At 65.9% G+C, this 18,995-nt stretch carries 15 protein-coding genes; 8 read left to right on the top strand and 7 right to left on the bottom strand.

Annotated features, from left to right (window positions below; genetic code table 11):
* Window positions 1-18: 18 nt before the first annotated feature.
* The 4 genes from HF690_RS03260 (at window position 19) to rapA (ending at window position 8,592) form a co-directional block, all read left to right on the top strand.
* Window positions 19-2,148: a M13 family metallopeptidase gene (locus tag HF690_RS03260; RefSeq protein ID WP_168608412.1), complete on the top strand. Its 2,130-nt coding sequence runs from the start codon at window positions 19-21 to the stop codon at window positions 2,146-2,148.
* Between the two features lie 334 nt (window positions 2,149-2,482).
* Entirely contained in the window at window positions 2,483-4,840 is a 2,358-nt protein-coding gene (locus HF690_RS03265) for a catecholate siderophore receptor Fiu (protein WP_168608413.1), read from the top strand.
* 15 nt (window positions 4,841-4,855) lie between these two features.
* Window positions 4,856-5,533 (top strand): Fe2+-dependent dioxygenase, encoded by a 678-nt coding sequence (locus HF690_RS03270; RefSeq protein WP_168608414.1) that lies wholly within the window; start codon window positions 4,856-4,858, stop codon window positions 5,531-5,533.
* Window positions 5,534-5,748: 215 nt separating this feature from the next.
* A complete protein-coding gene (rapA, locus tag HF690_RS03275; RefSeq protein WP_168608533.1) occupies window positions 5,749-8,592 on the top strand; it encodes an RNA polymerase-associated protein RapA in 2,844 nt (947 codons plus the stop codon).
* A gap of 91 nt (window positions 8,593-8,683) precedes the next feature.
* Here rapA and HF690_RS03280 read toward each other — a convergent pair whose 3' ends face one another.
* Window positions 8,684-9,286: a helix-turn-helix domain-containing protein gene (locus tag HF690_RS03280; protein WP_205300785.1), complete on the bottom strand. Its 603-nt coding sequence runs from the start codon at window positions 9,284-9,286 to the stop codon at window positions 8,684-8,686.
* A gap of 144 nt (window positions 9,287-9,430) precedes the next feature.
* Window positions 9,431-10,096, bottom strand: coding sequence for a rhomboid family intramembrane serine protease (locus HF690_RS03285; protein WP_113065314.1), 666 nt, complete (start codon window positions 10,094-10,096; stop codon window positions 9,431-9,433).
* Window positions 10,097-10,179: 83 nt separating this feature from the next.
* Between HF690_RS03285 and HF690_RS03290 the strand changes: the two genes are divergently transcribed.
* Window positions 10,180-10,797 (top strand): 2OG-Fe(II) oxygenase, encoded by a 618-nt coding sequence (locus tag HF690_RS03290; RefSeq protein ID WP_168608415.1) that lies wholly within the window; start codon window positions 10,180-10,182, stop codon window positions 10,795-10,797.
* A gap of 40 nt (window positions 10,798-10,837) precedes the next feature.
* Here HF690_RS03290 and HF690_RS03295 read toward each other — a convergent pair whose 3' ends face one another.
* The 3 genes from HF690_RS03295 to HF690_RS03305 all read right to left on the bottom strand — a co-directional run bounded on the left by HF690_RS03295 (window position 10,838) and on the right by HF690_RS03305 (window position 13,982).
* Entirely contained in the window at window positions 10,838-11,596 is a 759-nt protein-coding gene (locus tag HF690_RS03295; protein WP_168608416.1) for a COG4705 family protein, read from the bottom strand.
* Between the two features lie 264 nt (window positions 11,597-11,860).
* A complete protein-coding gene (locus tag HF690_RS03300) occupies window positions 11,861-12,556 on the bottom strand; it encodes a YggS family pyridoxal phosphate-dependent enzyme (RefSeq protein WP_168608417.1) in 696 nt (231 codons plus the stop codon).
* A 7-nt stretch (window positions 12,557-12,563) separates the two neighbouring features.
* Window positions 12,564-13,982 carry a M20 family metallopeptidase gene (locus tag HF690_RS03305; protein WP_168608418.1) on the bottom strand — a complete coding sequence of 473 codons (1,419 nt, stop codon included), beginning with the start codon at window positions 13,980-13,982 and terminating at the stop codon, window positions 12,564-12,566.
* A 218-nt stretch (window positions 13,983-14,200) separates the two neighbouring features.
* On the opposite strand from HF690_RS03305, the gene HF690_RS03310 reads away from it, so the two are divergent.
* The 3 genes from HF690_RS03310 (at window position 14,201) to HF690_RS03320 (ending at window position 15,656) form a co-directional block, all read left to right on the top strand.
* Window positions 14,201-14,473 (top strand): ComEA family DNA-binding protein, encoded by a 273-nt coding sequence (locus HF690_RS03310; protein WP_113065317.1) that lies wholly within the window; start codon window positions 14,201-14,203, stop codon window positions 14,471-14,473.
* A 178-nt stretch (window positions 14,474-14,651) separates the two neighbouring features.
* On the top strand, window positions 14,652-15,113 hold the full coding sequence (locus HF690_RS03315) for an SET domain-containing protein-lysine N-methyltransferase (RefSeq protein ID WP_168608419.1): 462 nt from the start codon (window positions 14,652-14,654) through the stop codon (window positions 15,111-15,113).
* A 3-nt stretch (window positions 15,114-15,116) separates the two neighbouring features.
* Window positions 15,117-15,656 carry a GNAT family N-acetyltransferase gene (locus tag HF690_RS03320; RefSeq protein ID WP_113065319.1) on the top strand — a complete coding sequence of 180 codons (540 nt, stop codon included), beginning with the start codon at window positions 15,117-15,119 and terminating at the stop codon, window positions 15,654-15,656.
* A gap of 94 nt (window positions 15,657-15,750) precedes the next feature.
* Here HF690_RS03320 and HF690_RS03325 read toward each other — a convergent pair whose 3' ends face one another.
* On the bottom strand, window positions 15,751-16,653 hold the full coding sequence (locus HF690_RS03325) for a hypothetical protein (RefSeq protein ID WP_168608420.1): 903 nt from the start codon (window positions 16,651-16,653) through the stop codon (window positions 15,751-15,753).
* Window positions 16,654-16,655: 2 nt separating this feature from the next.
* On the bottom strand, window positions 16,656-18,884 hold the full coding sequence (locus HF690_RS03330) for a M1 family metallopeptidase (RefSeq protein WP_240151536.1): 2,229 nt from the start codon (window positions 18,882-18,884) through the stop codon (window positions 16,656-16,658).
* Between the last annotated feature and the right edge of the window lie 111 nt (window positions 18,885-18,995).

Here is an 18,995-nt window from a genome sequence, read left to right on the forward strand (position 1 = left end):
CCGGAGGAGAACCCCTAGATGAACAAGCACATGCTGAAACCGCTGGCGCTGGCCGTGAGCCTGACGCTGGCCGCCACCGCCTGCAGCAAGGGCGGCGACGACAGCGCCAAGAACGCCGCGCCCGCCAAGGCCTCGACCGCTGCGATGATGTCCAACGCGCCCGCCAGCGCCTCCACCGCCCCGGTATTCAACATCGCGGACCTGGACAAGAACATCAACGCCTGCACCGATTTCAACGGCTTCGTCAACGCGAAGTGGGTGAAGGCCAACCCGATCCCGGCCGACCAGACCTCCTGGGGTTCGTTCAACGAACTGCGCGAGAAGAGCCTGAAAGACCAGCACCAGCTGGTCGACGACGCCGCCAAGAATGCCGACAGCGCGCCGGCCGGTTCCATCGAGCAGAAGATCGGCTGGCTGTACAGCTCGGCCATGAACATGGACGCGCGCAACAAGGCCGGCTTCGATCCGATCAAGCCAGACCTGGCCTCGATCGACGCCATCCAGTCGCGCAAGGATCTTCAGCCGTGGCTGGACAAGGCCTTCGCCAAGGGTGACGGCCGCGTGTTCAGCTTCGGCTCCGACGCCGACTTCAAGAACGCCAAGCAGCAGATCGCATACACCTTCCAGAGCGGACTGGGCCTGCCGACACCGGCCTACTACACCAAGTCCGAGCACAAGGACGTCCGCGAAGCCTACGTCAAGTACCTGGGCAAGCTGTTCGAACTGACCGGCGACAAGCCGGCCGAGGCGAAGAAGCAGGCCGAACTGGCGATGAAGTTCGAGACCGACCTGGCCAAGCATTCGGTGCCGCGCGTCGAACTGCGCAACCCGAAGAACCAGTACCACTTCGTGTCCGTGGCCGAAGCCAACAAGGTCACGCCGCACTTCAACTGGAACACCTTCTTCAGCTCGCAGGGCGTGACCGTCGACAAGGGCTTCTCCCTGTCCCAGCCGAAGTTCTTCAAGGAATTCGATCACCTGCTGGCCACCGCCCCGATGAATGAGTGGAAGGCCTACCTGAAGGCGCACGCCATCTCCGGTGCCGCCAGCGCGCTGTCCGAACCGTTCGTCGACGCCCGTTTCGACTTCTACGGCAAGACCCTCAGCGGCCAGCCGCAGCAGCGTCCGCAGTGGAAGCGCTCGCTGAGCGCGGTCAACGGTTCCATGGGTCAGGCCCTGGGTCAGCTGTACGTGAAGAAGTACTTCCCGCCGGAAGCCAAGGAGCGCGCCGACCAGCTGGTGCACAACGTGCTGGCTGCCCTGAAGCACCGCATCCAGAACCTGGACTGGATGAGTCCTGAGACCAAGCAGAAAGCGCTGCAGAAACTGTCCATGATCCTGCCCAAGATCGGCTACCCCGAGAACTGGCGCAGCTGGGACGGCCTGAAGATCTCCAAGGACAACTACTACGCCAACCTCGAGGCGGCGCAGAAGTTCAACTACGACTACGACATCGCCAAGATCGGCAAGCCCACGGACCGCAAGGAATGGGGCATGACCCCGCAGACGGTCAACGCCTACTACAACCCGACCGACAACACGATCAACTTCCCGGCCGCGATCCTGCAGCCGCCGTTCTTCTACGCGCACGGTGACGACGCGATCAACTATGGCGGCATCGGCGCGGTGATCGGTCACGAGTCCAGCCACGGCTTCGACGACCAGGGCAGCCAGTTCGATGGCAGCGGCAACCTGCACAACTGGTGGACCAAGGCCGACCGCAAAGCCTTCGACGCGCGTACCCACAAGCTGGTCCAGCAGTTCGATGGCTACGTGCCGCTGAAGGACCACCCGAAACTGCACGTCAACGGCAAGCTGACCCTGGGCGAGAACATCGCCGATCTGGGTGGCCTGAACATCGCCTACGACGCCCTGCAGATGGCGATGAAGAACCATCCGAAGGAAGCCAGCGAGAAGATCGACGGCTACACCGAAGACCAGCGCTTCTTCCTGAACTGGGCCCGCGTGTGGCGTGGCGAGATTCGTCCGAAGCGCCAGATGGTGCTGCTGAACGCCGATCCGCATGCGCCGATGAAGTTCCGTGCCATCGGTGCGCCGTCCAACATGCCGGCCTTCGCCAAGGCGTTCCAGTGCAAGCCCGGCGACAAGATGGTGCGTCCGGCCGACAAGCGCGTGAAGATCTGGTAAGACCCGCGTTCCGTGGCACTCCGCCACGGTATGCACTCAGGGCGCCGCATTCGTGCGGCGCCCTTTTTTGTGTCCAGACATGCGCCGTAGCCGCAGCCATCCGAGCGCAATCGCGCACAGCGCAGCCTGCGTCCTATCGCACAACCACATATTAATGTTGCGAATCATTCTCATTGCTACTATATTTTGCTTACGCAGGCGACGGCCCGACCGCTGCCCTGCCCCGAAACCAATCACCTGCCTGCTTCAGCCGGATGCGCTTGTGCGCATGCATGCCAACGTGCGGGCGCGGCGATCTCCTGCGCGAGTCGCCACGACAACAAGGATTTTCCGCATGGCTGCCATCAAGAGCCGTAAACACGCACGTTCCCAGTTCCACCCTGCCGCGCCCCGAAATACGCCGAACAGCATGACCTGCATGCTTGGCGCCCTCGCGCTCGGCCTGCCCACCCTCAGCGTCGGCGCACACGCCGCGACGCCGAAAAAGACACACGCCGACGATGCCGCCGCCATCGCGCAGGCCAAGAAGCTCCCGGGCGTCTCGGTCCGGGCCTCGCTGCTGCCCGACTATCTGGTCGACAAGTCCGCTTCGGACAAGTACACGCAGCCGCTTGTGGACACCACGCAGACACTCCAGGTCATCTCCAGCGACCTGTTCAACCAGCAGGGCGCGACCACGCTCACCGACGTGCTGCGCAACAGCCCCGGCGTGGGCACGTTCTACGTCGGCGAGAACGGCAGCACGCAGACCGGCGATGCCATCTACATGCGCGGCTTCGACAGCTCCGGCAGCATCTTCGTCGATGGCGTGCGCGATCTCGGCGCGATCTCGCGGGATGTCTTCAACATCGACCAGGTCGAAGTGCTGAAAGGCCCGGCCGGCGCCGACAACGGCCGTACCGCGCCGACCGGCGCCATCAACATGATCACCAAGCAGCCGATGGCCGCCAACGCGACCGCTGCCTCGCTGAGCTACGGCAGCGGCGACCGCAAGCGCGCCACCGTGGACTGGAACCGCCAGACCGGCGAGCACAGCGCCTTCCGCCTGAACCTGATGGGCCAACGCAGCGGCGTGCCCGGCCGCGACCGCGTCGAGAACAACCGCTGGGGCTTCGCACCGTCGCTGGCCTTCGGCCTGGACACGCCGACCCGCGTCTACATCGACTACCTGCACGTGAAGCAGGACAACGTGCCCGACGGCGGCGTGTCGACCATCGGTCTGCCCGGCTACAGCAGCCCCGATCCGGCGCGCCCCGAACTGGCGAACGCGCCCAAGGTGGACCCGAGCAATTTCTACGGCACCACTGCCGATCATGACGACGTGCGGGCGGACATGTTCACCGTGCGTGTCGAGCACGACTTCGGCGACCGCGCGACGCTGCGCAACACCACGCGCTGGGGCCGCACACGCCAGGACTATCTGCTGTCCTCGTTCATGAGCCGTGCCGAGTACCTGGACACGCCCGATCTCGCCGCCCCGTCGACCTGGACCATGCGCCGATTGCCGAACTTCCGGCATCAGGAAAACGCCATCGCGACCAACCAGACGCACCTGACCTGGACGCTGCATACCGGCGCGGTCGAGCACGACTTCAGCGCGGGCATCGAATTCACGCGCGAGGAACTGAGCACGGTGGCGCTGGGCGCGCTCGGCGACGGCAGCTGGCCCGCGGTCGGCGTGTACGATCCGAGTCCGTATGTCGGCACGCTCGACTACGGCGAGACCGGCGGCTGGAGCAAGGGTCGCACGGACACCGTGTCGGCCTATCTGTTCGACACCATGAAGTTCGGCCCGCGCTGGCAGCTCAACCTCGGCGCGCGTCTGGACCACTACACCACCGACTTCCACAGCGTCGCGCCCTGCGGCGGCCGGCGTGGCCCGGATTGTGGCGGATTGGCCGATGGCACGCCGACCACCGAACTCGATACGCGCCTGCAGGGCAACCTGCCGAACTGGAAGGTCGGCCTGCTGTACAAGCCGGCCGAGAACGGAAGCGTGTACGCCAACGTCGCCGTCTCGCAGCAGCCGCCGGGCGGCGATACCCTTGCACTCAGTTCGCGCCCGAACAATGCCGCCAACCCCGATTTCGATCCGCAGAAGGCGCATACCGTCGAACTGGGCACGAAATGGAACCTCATCGATGACCGCCTGCTGCTGACCGCAGCCGTCTACCGCACCGTGGTCACCAACCAGGTCGAACAGGACCCGGTCGACCTCCAGTACGTGCAGACCGGCCGCAAGCGCGTGCAGGGTGTGGAGCTGAGCGCGGTCGGCAAGCTCACCGAGAACTGGGCGATCAGCGCCGGCTTCACCACCATGGACGCCACCGTGACCCGCGGCGACGCCGTCGCCAACGACGGTTCCGACGATCTGGCCTACACGCCGACGCGCGCCTTCACCGCATGGACCACCTATCACCTGCCGTTCAATCTCACCCTCGGCGGCGGCGCACGCTACGCGGGTGCGCTCAAGCGCGGTCATGACGGCGCAGTCGGCACTCCGGAGTTCACCCGTTCCTACTGGGTGTTCGACGCCGTGGCCAGCTATCCGCTCAACCGGCACACGGATCTTCGCCTGAACGTGAACAATCTGCTCGACAAGCACTACGTCGCCGCCATCAACAAGAGCGGCTACCGCTACACGCCCGGCACGCCGCGCGCGGCGATGCTGACCGTCAACGTCCGCTTCTGACAGGAAGGCCGCGCCATGCTCATTCACATCCCCGGCCTTCTCACTCCCGACCAGGCGGCGTCTATGCGCCGTCGCCTGGAAGCCGCGGACTGGGCCGACGGTCGCGAGACCGTCGGCACGCAGGGCGCACAGGTCAAACGCAACCAGCAGCTGGCCGAGCATTCGCCACTGCGTCAGGAACTGGCGACCGAAGTCCTTCAGGCGCTCGGCCGCAGCCCACTGTTCCACGCCGCGGCCCTGCCGCATCGCATCCTGCCTCCGCGCTTCAACCGCTATGCCGGCGGCGGAACCTACGGCAACCACGTCGATGGCGCGGTGATGCGTCTGGACGACGGCACGCAGCTGCGCAGCGACATCGCCTGCACCCTGTTCCTGGACGAACCGGACCGCTACGACGGCGGCGAACTGATCGTCGGCGACACCTACGGCGAGCACGAAGTGAAACTGCCGGCCGGCGACATGATCGTGTACCCGGCCAGCAGCATCCACCGGGTCGCGCCGGTCACGCGCGGCGCCCGGCTGGCGGCGTTCTTCTGGGTACAGAGTCTGATCCGCGACGACCAGCGACGGCGCACGCTGCTGGAACTCGATACCGCCATCCAGACCCTCACGCACGAACAGGCCGACCGCGGCGCACTGGTACAGCTGACCGCCGTCTACCACAACCTGCTCCGCGCCTGGTCGGAGACCTGAGCGGAACGATTCGCGGCATGCCGGAACGAACGGCAGATGGCTCCCTCTGCCTGCGGTGCGCCGGACCTGGGTTCCGAAACTCCGGCCGCAACAGCGGATCGTGACGCCGTTTCAGGCCGCGGAAGCCGGCCCACTCCCGACGCGATACGAACGCATGCTTTCATCCATGCGCCCAAGCGCGGATAATTGCGGGTTTGACGAACCTGCATGTGCTGATGTTCAAACCCGGTCAACGTTGGATCTCCACCGCCGAACCCGAATTGGGGCTCGGCACCGTTCTGCGCGTCGAGGGACGCGGCGTGCAGATGTTGTTCACCAAGGCCGGTGTGTTGCGCCCCTACGCTCAGGACTCCGCGCCGCTGGTGCGCGCCGAATTCCGTGTCGGCCAGCGCGTCGCCGGCAAGGGCATCGCGTTCGTGGTCGAGCGCATCGAGGAAGAGGACGGCCTGCTGGTCTACCGCGGCGAAGGCCGCCAGCTGCATGAAGGCCAGCTGGACGACGAGCAGAGCATCTCGCAGGCCGATGAACGGCTGACTGGCGGCCGTGTCGACCCGATCGCGCAGTTCGAACTGCGCCTCGAGGCGCTGCAACGCCGCGCGGCCGCGCGCCGCTCGCCGGCCTGGGGCCTGAAGTCGGCACGCATCGACCTGATCCCGCATCAGCTTCGCGTGGCCGGCATGGCCGCCTCGCGTCCTGCGCCGCGCGTGCTGCTGGCCGACGAAGTCGGCCTGGGCAAGACCATCGAAGCCGGCATGATCGTGGCCCGTCAGATTGCCTCCGGACGCGCCACGCGCGTACTGGTGCTGCTGCCCGACGCGCTCATCAACCAGTGGTTTGTCGAACTGCTGCGCCGTTTCAATCTGGCCTTCGCCATCTTCGACGAAGAACGCTGCGAGGCCATCGAGCAAGCCGGCGACGGTCGCAATCCGTTCGAGGACGAGCAATGCGTGATCGCCGGCTTCGGTCTGTTCGACGATGCTCCCAACCGTCAGGAGCAGCTGCTGGCGGCCGGCTGGGATCTGCTGGTCGTCGACGAGGCGCATCATCTGGAGTGGTCGCCCGAGCGCGCCAGTCCACGCTACGCCATGGTCGAACAGCTGGCCGCGACCAGCGCCGGCGTCGTGCTGCTGACCGCCACGCCGGAACAGCTCGGCCGCAGCGGCCACTTCGCCCGTCTGCGCCTGCTCGATCCGGCCCGCTATCACGACCTGGACACCTATCTGCGCGAATCCGACGGATTCGTCGCCCTGTCGCACACCGCCGACAAGCTGGCCACGGGCGAAGCGCTGGAAGACGCGGAGCGCGAACTGCTCGCACAGTCGCTGCAGGACGATGACGACGCGCGCGCACTGCTGGCCGACTACCCCGACGCGGAAGGCAGCGGCGACGCCTTGCTGGACGCCCTGATCGACCGCCACGGCACCGGCCGCGTGATGTTCCGCAACCGTCGCGCCAGCGTCGGCGGCTTTCCCAAGCGCCTGCCCGACGTGCGTGTCCTGGATGCCGATACGCTGGACGAAACCGCGCGTCAGGCGCTGCTGGCCGAATTCCATGCCGACATCCAGCAGCCGCCGGCCGAACTGGAACCCGACTATGCGCTCGACCCGCGCATCGACGACCTGCTGACCCTGCTGGAAGAGTACCCGCAGGAGAAATTCCTGCTGATCTGCCGCACGCGCGCCAAGGTGCTCGCCATCGAAGAAGCCCTGCGCACACGCAGCGGCGTCGGCGTGGCGCGCTTCCACGAAGGACTCAGTCTGCTGCAGCGCGACCGCAACGCGGCCTGGTTCGCCCAGGCCGAGGGCGCGCGGCTGCTGCTGTGCTCGGAGATCGGTTCGGAAGGGCGTAACTTCCAGTTCGCCCATCATCTGGTGCTATGGGATCTGCCGCTGGACCCGGACCTTCTGGAACAGCGCATCGGTCGTCTGGACCGCATCGGCCAGAGCCGCGACATCGTGCTGCACGTGCCGGTCGTCGCCGACAGCGCACAGCATATGCTGGCGCGCTGGCACGACGAAGCCGTGAACGGTCTGCAAGAGAGCCCGGCCGACGGCCGCGAGCTGCTGCGCCGCTTCGGCGACACCCTGGTGCAACTGGCCGAATCGCACGCCCGCGACGGCGGCGGCCGCGACCAGGAACTGGACGTGCTGATCGACGAAACCCGTGCCGCGCACCAGGAACTGGCTGCCGTGATGCAGGACGGCCGCGACCGCCTGCTGGAGCTGGCCGCGCAACGTGCGCCGCAGGCCGACGCACTGGAACAGGCGCTGAGCGATGCCGACGGCGACGCCGTGCGCGATACCTTCATCCAGCGCCTGCTGGAGCACTTCGGCGTGCATATCGACGAACTCGACGCCGACAGCGTGCTGCTCGATCCCGAATATCTGGCCACCGACGCCTTCCCGGGCCTCGGCGACGGGCCGCAGTCGGCGACCTTCAGCCGTCGCGCCGCGCTGTCGCGCGAGGACCTGACGCTACTGCGCCCGGACCACCCCATGGTCGCCGGCGCCATCGATCTGCTGCTGTCCTCGGAAAGCGGCAACGCGGCCTTCCTGATCGACGGCAAGCTGCCGCCGCGCAGCGTGCTGCTGCAGGCGGTCTTCGTGCTCGAATGCATCGCCGATCGCCACCTCGACGCCGAGCGCTTCCTGCCGCCGACGCCGCTGATCGCCACCGTCGACACCCGCCTGCAGGCGCGCAACGGCTTCGAGCCGTCGGACGAAGCCCTGCAGCGCGCCGCCGAACGCAAATCGGACCTCGGCCGCTACCGCAAATTCATCGCCCAGCTGGTGCCGCCGATGCTCGAACGCGCAGAGGAAATCGCTCGGACCGAAGCCGACACGCTGGCGCAACAGGCCACGGCCGACGCTCGCGGGACGCTGGGCGAGGAACTGCAACGTCTGCGCGCACTCAAGCGGGTCAACCCCGGCGTGCGCGACGAGGAAATCGCCCAGCTTGCCGGCGAACTGGCGGCACTGGAACAGGCCTTGCCGCAGGCGCGCCTGCGCCTGGACGCCGTGCGCCTCGTGGCCAGCCCCGACTTCCTGGCCCTGCGCTGAGCACAAGCCCCCTCGCACGAAAAAGCAGAGGGGGCCAATCGAAACCGGAAGGAACCTCGACGCCAAGACAGCGCCGGGGCGAGCGCACCCATCACGTGTTGCCGGGACCGCCTGTGCGCTGAAGCTCGCGTGCCGCCATGATGACCAGACCCACGCCGCACAAACCCATGGCGGACAGGTACCAGGACGGAATCCGCCCACTCGCGACCGCGTAGATCAGGCCGGCAGCCAGCAGCGTGACCAGAGGCGTGCCCATCACCGCCAGTGCAATACCGATGAACTGACGCTTCCGGACCAATTCCACCAAGGCAGGCAAGGCGACCAGCATTCCGACAAGGACCACCAGAACCATGATGGTCATGAAGAAGCCGGCCTGCGAAAAGTCGAGCGGCCGCAGCCCTTCGATGAGCGATGCCAAAGTGATGACGGCAATGCCCAGAAACAGCGAACGGCCGGCGAACAGCGGCTTCCTGCTCCCCGGCACACCCGGTTCGCCCTGAAGCTCGATCAACTGGATCTCGAAGGTCGCCGCTAGGCTCACGGCCGAAGCCATGGAGGTGATGCCTTCGGCCTCCACGCGCTGGATCGTGCGAAGGCTGAGCCCTGATGCGATGGCCAGCTGATCCTGGGACCATCCGCGCTCGGTACGCAGTCGACGAACGGTGGAGGGCGAAATCTTCATGTCATGTTCCATGGCAAGGCTCCGGCGGCGGTTGGACCACCGGAAGTTTGCTGCTCCTGCCGGTTTACCGTGACGACACGTTGCCGCCAGTGGCCGCCGGCGGCCCGACAGACTGCCGTGGCGGCCCTGCGCGCGGCACCCGGACACGGGGTCACGTCAACGCATCAAGCGCCGCTTCGGCTTGATCGGAAACTTGCCGCGCCAGTACTGGATCAGCAGGAACCCGCCCAGCATGCCGCCCAGATGCGCGAAATGGGCGATGCCGGCCTGCGTGCCCAGCACGCCCTGGATCAGTTCGATGGCACCGTAACCGGTGACGAACATCCAGGCCGGCAGTTCGATGGGCGGGAAGATCAGCAGCAGGCGTTCGTGCGGGAACATCATGCCGAACGCCAGCAGGATGCCGAAGATCGCACCCGAGGCGCCGATGGTCGGGTAGAACCCGCCGGTGAAGAAATGCACCACGGCCAGTTGCGCCAGCGCCGCCACGATCATGCAGACGAAGTAGTAGATGACGAAGTTGCGTGTACCCAGCGTGCGCTCGATCGCACCGCCGAACAGGAACAGGCCGTACATGTTCAGCAGGATGTGCATCACGCCGCCATGCAGGAAGCCGTACGTCACCAGTTGCCAGACCTGGAAACCGACATGCACCACATTGCCGGCCGGCGTCATGCCGGTCTGTTCGGGCCCCAGCGGCCACAACGCGAAATATTGCGACAGCATCAGGCTACTGTTGTCTTTCGCCAGCAATTGCAGCAAAAAAACCGCCACATTGGCGATCAACAGGGCCCGAGTGGCCTTGGGCAGGTCGAAGGACATGGAATCTCCAGTTGCAAACGGCCGCGAAGAGCGTATCTTGCGCGCCCACGCCGCGCCATCGCGAGGCAGGATATCTTTCATAGATGGGCACGACACCCTCGAAGTTCCAGCCCCTGGCCGACGCCATTGAGCGCGACGGCTGGTGCGTATGCGACCATCTGTTCGACCCGGCCCTGATCGATGCCCTGGCCGACGAATGCCGCGAACTCGATGCGCAATCGCGCCTCAAACCCGCCGCCGTCGGTCGCGGTGATCGTCGCCGCCTCGCCACCGCCGTGCGCAGTGACCGCACCCGCTGGCTGGACGACACATTCAGCGAGCCGCAGAGCGCCTATCTGGCACGCATGCTGGAGCTGCGCGACGCACTCAATCGCCGCCTTCTTCTGGGTCTGCACGAACTGGAAGCGCACTATGCCGTCTACCCGGCGGGCGCCCGCTACGATCGACACCGCGACCGCTTCCGCGATGACGACGCACGCGTGCTTTCCGCCGTGCTCTATCTCAACCGGGAGTGGACACCGGCCGATGCCGGCGCGCTGCGGCTGTACCTGACCGAGAACGAGCATCGCGACATCCTGCCCGCCTTCGGCCGCCTAGTGCTGTTCCTGTCGGCCGAGTTCGACCATGAGGTGCTCGCGCCAACGCGTCCGCGCATGAGCATCGCCAACTGGTTCCGGCAACGGGATGTCGGCGTGGCCTGAACCACCCGCATGACCCAGTCGTTCTGCGCGGGACGCTACGTCAATGTGCCTTGCTGGCGGCTCGCTGGGGCAGCAGCGCCACCAGCATAACAATAGCGGCCAGCAGCAATCCGGTCGCGGTGTATCGGCTGAAGTCAAGACCGCCGTGCACCAGCGGCTTGTCGAGAAAATCGCCGACCACCGCTCCCAGCGGCCTCGTCAGCACGAAGGCGAACCAGAACAGCGCGGTGCGGTTGGCCCGCGTAAAAAAGTAGGCCAGCGCAAGGACGGCCAACAGAGCGGTGAAAATCAGGATGCCACCGGCATAGCCGATCCGGGCGCTGTCCGCCGTCCAGTCCCCCAGCGCCGTGCCCAGCGTCTGCGAGAACATGATCGTCAGCCAGTAGAACGTCTCGGCTCGCGGTGTGCGCACGGTGGCGACATTGATCGAACCCAGCGCGCGATGCCACACGACAAGAGAGGCGACCAGCAGGCTCGACAGCAGCAGCGTCCCACCGAGGTAGCCGATCCCCAGCGAACGATCGGAGAAATCGGCCAGTGTGGTGCCGACGGTGGTCGAGGCGATGATCGCGAACCAGTACAGCGCCGGCTGGAAACCCTTCGCCCGGATCTGCGCCACCACCGCCACCACGAAGACGCCCGCGAAGATCAGGGTACCGAGCAGGTAGCCCAACCCCATCGACATCGTCACCGCATCGCCTCCTGTCTCACCCAGGGTGGTGGCGAGGATCTTGATGATCCAGAAGCCGAGAGTGACCTCGGGCACCTTGCTCAGGGTTTGCTGCAGCGAGCGGGACATGTACATCTCCGGGACAACCATGGGTACCAAATGCCACGCATGGAATCGCGGATACCTCGTGATCGATGCGTGACGGTGCATTCAACCTAGCCACCGAAACTTACGACCCGCTCAGCACCCGCTGAACAGACACACAACGTTCAGCGAGTCCTCAACTTACCGCGAGACATATCGTGATGGCCGAACGGACACCGGATGCCTCGGCCTGCGGTGTTCGGAAGGCGCGCAAGGAGCCGGATTGCGGTCGCAGCCTCGCTCGACCGATCAGACCGAATCGCGTGCGCCGAAAATCGCCGTGCCGATGCGCACCTCCGTGCTGCCCTCGGCAATGGCCAGACCGAAATCGCCGCTCATGCCCATCGACAGGCGCGGCAAATCGTGGCCGGCAGTCCGGGCGCGATCACGCAATTCATGCAGCATGCGGAAACAGGCACGCACCGCCGCGTCGTCCTCGGACTGGACGGCCATGGTCATCAGACCACGCACGCGAAGGCGCGGATAGTCGCGCAGCGTGTCGAGAAAATCGATCAGCTGCGCAGGCGGCAGACCGTACTTGCTGGGTTCGGGCGAAGTCTTGACCTGCACCAGCGCATCCAGCTCGCGCCCTTCCAGCTCCAGACGACGCTGCAGGGCCTCGGCCAGATCCAGGCGATCCAGCGACTGGATCTCGGCCGCCAGTTGCGCCACGTACTTGGCCTTGTTGGTCTGCAGATGACCGATGACCACCCATTCGACACCACGATCCGGCAACGCCGCGGCCTTGTCGCGGATTTCCTGCACGCGATTCTCGCCGAAACGATGCAGACCCAGCGCCAGCGCCTGCTCGATGACCTCGGGCGGATGCGTCTTGCTGACCGGAAGAATCGTCACCTCGGACGGATCGCGGCCCGCCGTACGGCAGGCCGCATCCACACGTTCACGCACATGTTTCCAGCGTTGCGCGAGCGTATCCTGCGCCATGAGTCGCTCAGGCGCTCTTGGCGTAGTGCTGCGCCAGCACGTCGGCGACCACCATGGTCACGCGCTTGCCGGTCGGAATGTGCAGGAACTCGTTCGGACCGTGGGCATTGGAATGCGGCCCCAGCACGCCGGTGATGAGGAACTGCGCATCCGGGAACTTCTCGCCCAGCATGCCCATGAACGGGATGCTGCCGCCCTCGCCCATGTAGGCCGCGGGCTTGCCGTAGTAGTGCTCCGAGGCCTGCGACACGGCATCGGCCAGCCACTGCGACAGCGCAGGCGCGTTCCAGCCGCCGCCGTTCTTCTCCAGCGTGAACTTCACCTTGGCGCCGTACGGCGGGTCCTTCTCCAGCAGCTCCTTGACGAACTTGCCGGCCTGCTCACCGTTCAGCGTCGGCGGCAGACGCAGACTGAGCTTGGCCGCCGTGCCCGGACGCAGCACGTTGCCCGCGCTCTTCAGCGGCGGCATGCCGTCGATGCCGGTCACCGCCAGTTGCGGACGCCAGGTGCGATTGAGGATCAGCTCGACCAGATCGTCGGTGACCGGCCCCATGCCGTCCACGTACGGGAACTTGTCGTACACCTCCGAACCGAGAATCTCCGCGCACTGACCCGCCTGCTCGCGGCGCTCGGCCGGCACCTCGACGTAGAGCTCTTCCGGCTTGATGCGACCGCTGGTCTCGTCCTCGAGGCGCGAGATCAGATCGCGCAGCACGCGGAAGCTGTCCGGCACGATGCCCGAGGCATCGCCCGAGTGCACGCCTTCGGTCAGCACTTCCACCGACAGCTCGCCGCCGGTCATGCCGCGCAGCGAGGTGGTCAGCCAAAGCTGATCGTAGTTGGCGCAGCCCGAATCCAGGCACACCACCAGCGACGGGTTGCCAATGCGGTCGGCCAGGTGATCGACGTAGTGCGGCAGGTCGTAACTGCCGGACTCCTCGCAGGCCTCGATCAGGATCACGCAGCGCGCATGCGGCACGCCCTGATCCTGCAGCGCCAGCAGCGCGGTCAGCGAGCCGAAGATGGCGTAGCCGTCGTCGGCGCCGCCGCGACCGTAGAGCTTGTCGCCCTTGATGACGGGCTTCCACGGGCCGAGATCGTCGGCCCAGCCGGTCATCTCCGGCTGCTTGTCCAGATGGCCGTACAGCACGACGGTGTCGTCGCCCTGTCCCGGCACGTCGATGTAGATCAGCGGTGTACGGCCTTCCAGGCGCACCACTTCGAGCGTCGCGCCCGGCAGCTTGTCCAGCTTGGAACGCGCCCAGCGCTCCATCAGCGCGACCGCGTCGTCCATGTAGCCATGCTCGACCCATTCGGCGTCGAACATCGGCGACTTGTTGGGAATCTTGATGTATTCGACCAGCTGCGGCACGACTTCGTCGTCCCACATGCCCTCGACATAGGACTGGATGCGGCTGCTGTCCATCATCTGCTCCACAGTTCGACAAACCCCGATTGTATCAGCCCCCGGGCAACGCACAGGCGGGGACTACCCCTCACGTAAAGCAAGCCCGACAAGCGTGATCGCCCGCGTCCGACCGTACCGTCCGGTCGCAACCGGCAGCTGTGCCGCGAACGTGGCGGCATCATGGCTCCACGACACGAGGACGTGTCCGATCACCCATTCACACACGGAGGTTTCCCATGCTGCGCAAATTCGCCACGCTCGCCCTGGCCCTGAGTTTCACCCTGCCCGCCCTCGCTGCCACGCCGGTCAACGTCAACACCGCCGATGCCGCCACCATCGCCAGCTCGCTGGACGGCGTGGGCCCGGCCAAGGCGAAGGCCATCGTGGCTTACCGCAAAGCACACGGCCACTTCAAGAGCGTTGACGACCTGACCAAGGTCAAGGGCATCGGCCAGGCGACCCTGGCGCATAACCGCAAGGACATCCGCCTGGGCGGCGGCAAGAAATAAGCGCGTCCGGCGGCGCCCCACCCCTCGCGCCGCCACACATCGGCCAAGGAAGGCCGACGATATCGGACCTGCCCGCCCGCAGGTCCAGCCGGGGATGCCCAGGACGGCGCATCCCCGGCATTGCGCACCGATCCGGGCAGGCCTAGACTCGCACGTCCGCCACCGGCCCGGATCGCGCATGATCGTGCCTCGTTATCGCATCGCCGCCTCGCGCATTCCGCACGCCGGCAAGGGCCTGTTCCTCGAAGAGTCCGTGGCAGCGGGAAGCGTGCTGACTGCACCCGACGCCATCGACCGCACCTGGGAACTCAGCGAAATCGAGGCCTCCGAAGCGCTGCAGGCGTTGTCGCATGCCCGCGCACGCTGGTTCGAGGACCGCTACACACTGTCGCCGGACTGGCCCGACGAGTGCTACGTCAACCACAGTTTCCAGCCCTCCGGCCTGTGGCATCTGGGCTTCATCTTCGCCACCACGAACCTGCCCGCAGACACCGAAATCACCGTCGATTACCGCCACCTGCTGGCGCCCGGCGAGGAAGAAGGGTTCAATGACGCCCTCACTGGTGAGAAAATCATTGGATACACATGGCCGCAGAGCCTGGCCATCTCGACCCAGGCGCTGGCCGCGCTGATCCGTTAGCTCATGACCGACATCCCCATTCTGGAAACCCCGCGCCTGCGACTGACCGCGTTGGCCGAACGGCATTTTGACGACTACGCCGAAATGCTGGCCGACCCGGAGAGCACCCGCTACGTGGGCAGCGGCGTGCCGCTGGACCGCGTCAATGCGTGGCGCTCAATGGCGATGCTGCTGGGCCATTGGACCCTGCGCGGCTTCGGCATGTGGGCGGTGGAGCGACGCGAGGACGATCAGTTCGTCGGTCGCGTCGGACTGATGTTTCCGGAAGGCTGGCCCAACATCGAACTGGGCTGGATGCTGCGCCCCGAGCACCGCGGCCAGGGCTACGCCACCGAAGCCGGGCGCGCCGCGCTCGATTTCGCTTGGCGACAACTGCGCATTCCACGGGTCATCAGCCTGGTCCGCGACGGCAACGAGGCGTCGGACCGCGTAGCCAAGCGCCTGGGCGGCGAATACATCGAAGCCATCGATTTCCTGGGCAGCCCCACCCACGTGTTCGCCTACTATCCGCCGCAACGCAACGAGCCCGGCACGCCCAAGTAGATCAGCCGTAGAGCCTCGGCACTCCCGCCCCATGAAACGAGAACGGCCACCCGGATACCGGATGGCCGTTTCGTTCTGACCGCTTCGCCTGGCTTCAGGCCGGCGCCACGGTGTTGCTCCCCGGCTTCAGCGTCGCCTTGGCAACAGCGCCCATGGCCGCCACGCGCGCGGTGCGCATCCACGCCATGGAAACAATCAGCAGCAGCGTCACCAGCAGCGCGAGTGAAAAGCCGACCGGTCCCACTGCGACCTGATGCATGCGCCAGAGGCCCAGCAGGAAGGTGATCGCGAAGCCGGTCACGGTCACGGCAAGATACAGGCCCAGCGTGACCAGCGGACGCTTGAACACCAGGGCGATACCGCTGAAGAAGGCGCGCGTGGCCGAACGCTGGGCTGGGTCAGCGACGATCCGGCCACGACCGGCCTCGACCATGCTCTGCGCAATCACCAGCAAAACGATCAGCACCGTTCTGGCCACCATGGCGGCGAAGTCGGCCTGCGATTCCAGGATCGCCTGGTCCGCCTGATGCGAGGCCCACATGGCAGCCAGCCGACCCAGCATGAAGGCGATGCCGTACAGCGCCAGCGCCCAAAGCATGAAGCGGAACAACCGCCAGTACTCGCTGAGGCCGCCATGCATCAACTCGCCGAACCCCGGGCGATGCGGACCACGCACGGCCGTCACCGACATGCCGACCAGGAACGGGGCCAGCAGCAATGTCAGCAGCATACCCAGGACGGCCGCCGCGCTCAGGGCAGGCAGGCCTTGACGCCCCACCTGCACCAGCACGTCGGTCATCGCCAGACCGTGAAAACTGCGCGCCCACTCGCCGGCGTGCACCGAGTGGTCGAGCAGCGTCGACAACAGGCCATGCAGCGGACGCGCCACGATCAAGGCGGGAATCAGTGTGAAAAGGAACCACAGCAGTAGCAGCTTCCACTGCAGTGCGGCAGCGAGGGCGCGCGGAAACGCGCCGAATCCGACTCGTCGTTTCATGGTCATAGCGTCCCCACGAAGGTGTAGAAGGTCTGCAGCAAGGCCTGCGCGTCCGCGGTCCAGCGGCTGGAGGCGCTGCCGTCCTTCTTCACGCGGTAGCTGTCGTTGAGTTTGTTGGCGTCCAGATACAGCTCGCGTTTGGGATCGAGCTCGGCCGAAACCGCCTTCACCGGCTTGAGGAACGTGAAACGCTTCCAGCGACTGCCGTCATCCCACTTCACGGTCTCGCTGCTGCCGTCGGCGAACTTCACCTCCAGCCTGCGCGGAACCGGCGCACCGGTACGGCGCACCGTGACCGTGGTCAGCCACGGATACGGGCCACCGTGCTTGGCGTCCTTGTGCGCCTTCTTCCACGCGGCGCGCGCATCGGCGATCTGCTTGTCGACTTGCTTCTCGGTGACGGTCACGCGCTTGCCGTCCTTGACCACTGTGCCGGCCTGCGGCAGTTGCTCCGCACTGTCGACATCGACCACGCTGGCGTCCACGCGTTGCGTGCCGTAGACCTGTGAATCGAAGATCTGGTGGATCAGCGCGGGACGCCCCGTGCCCTCGGCCAGCGCGTCACGCAGATCCGCAGCACTGGGATGCCGGAACTTCCAGCGCTCGTAGTAGAGCTTCATGGCCTTGCCCATCGCCTCGCGACCGACGAGGTTCTCGATGGTGCGCATGGCCGAGGCGGTGCGCGAGTACACCGAGCCGTAACTGGAATTGGACAGGCGATCCCAGGAATTGGCATCCAGCGAATCGGCCGGGAAGTTGATACCCAGCACGCCACTGGCCCGCTCCATGGCGAAGGCGCCGAGCACCGGCTGGAACCCGAGCTTCTTCATCCACGGCTTGGTCACGTCGATGCCCTGCTTGCGATCGGCAAGCATGCGGTCGTCCCAGTACTCGTTCATGCCTTCATCAAGCATCGGTTCCTCGAACTCATTCGAGCCGAGAATGCCCATGAAGTAGCCGTGCCCGAATTCGTGGATGGTCACGAAGTCGATCCAGTACTGGCTGAAGGTGCCCTTGGTGTACTCCTTCGAATGCTCCGCCGTGAAGAAGGTCGGGTACTCCATGCCACCCGCCTCCGTGGCGTTGTACGGCGGGATCACCGCGGTCACCGTCTTGTACGGATACGGGCCGAGCGTGTCGGAGAAGTACGTCAGCGCGTCCGTGGTCGCCTTCATGGTCGGCTCGGCCACCACCTTGTACTCGGGCGGATAGATCACCCGCACCTTCACCTTCGGGCTGCCCGGACCGGTCCAGGTGGTGTCCATGGTCTTGTAGCCGGGGGCGGCCACCCAGGCGAAATCCTCGACGTCGGTCTGCTTGAAGTGGTACGTGACCTTGCCGTCCGCATCGACCGGCGCGCTGGCCTCGTGACCGACCGCGCCGACGGTGTAGCCCTTGGGCACGGTCAGCTTCACGTCGTAGTTGCCGTAATCGGCGTAGAACTCGCTGTGGTAATGGAACTCATGGGCGTTCCAGCGCACCCGCGTGGCGCCGCGCTCACCGGGCAACTCCAGCACCGCGATCTTCGGGAACCACTGCGCGACCAGGTGGAACTTGCCCCACCAGCCGGTGCGTTCGACCACGCGCGGAAGCTGGTCATGGAAGTCCATGTTCAGCGTCAGCGTGCCGTGCGCCGGCACCGCTTGCGGCAGATCCATCTCGACCACGGTGTGGTCGGTCTTCGGACCGTTGTCGGGCTGCACGTACCGCCAGGTCACTTCCTGGCCGTTCTGCTGCACCTTTTTCAGATCGATGTAGCCCCATTCGCCCTTCTTCAGCTTGGCCGCACCGCGAGAATGGCCGCTGCCGGCATACATGCGGCGCTCGGTGAAGAAGGTGCTGCCCGGCCCCTCGAACGCGTTGAGGTACATGTGCAGGTAGATCTTGTCCACCGGACGGTCGCTGCGGTTGCGCCAGGTCATCACCTGGTGCGCGTCGACCGTGTGCTTGTCCGGATCCAGCGTGGCCTGGATGGCATAGGTCGTCACACGATCGGACAGCGTGGCGTCGGACGGGGTGCGCGGTCCGCCCCAGGCGTCCGGCGCGCTGGCCGTGCGGATGTTGGCCGCGTGCGGCGACACGAATGGAATCGGCGCCAACGCGGCGGTACTGGCCGTCGCTGGGGCCGAAGCAGCCGCCGTCGGCGCGGCGGGAGGCGGTGCGGCCAGCGCCGCGGTGGACAGACCGATGCAACAAACGGCCATCCACGCCCGTGAACGAGTGCGAATCATGCGAGACATTGGCTCCCCCGATGCTCAGGATGCGTTATCCAGCGCCGCTTTTGCGGCACAGCACTTTCATACTGCGCTGATGCCTGCAAACCGGCAACGGGCCAAAGGTCA

Source organism: Oleiagrimonas citrea (assembly GCF_012395255.1).
In the GTDB taxonomy this organism is placed as follows: domain Bacteria; phylum Pseudomonadota; class Gammaproteobacteria; order Xanthomonadales; family Rhodanobacteraceae; genus Oleiagrimonas; species Oleiagrimonas citrea.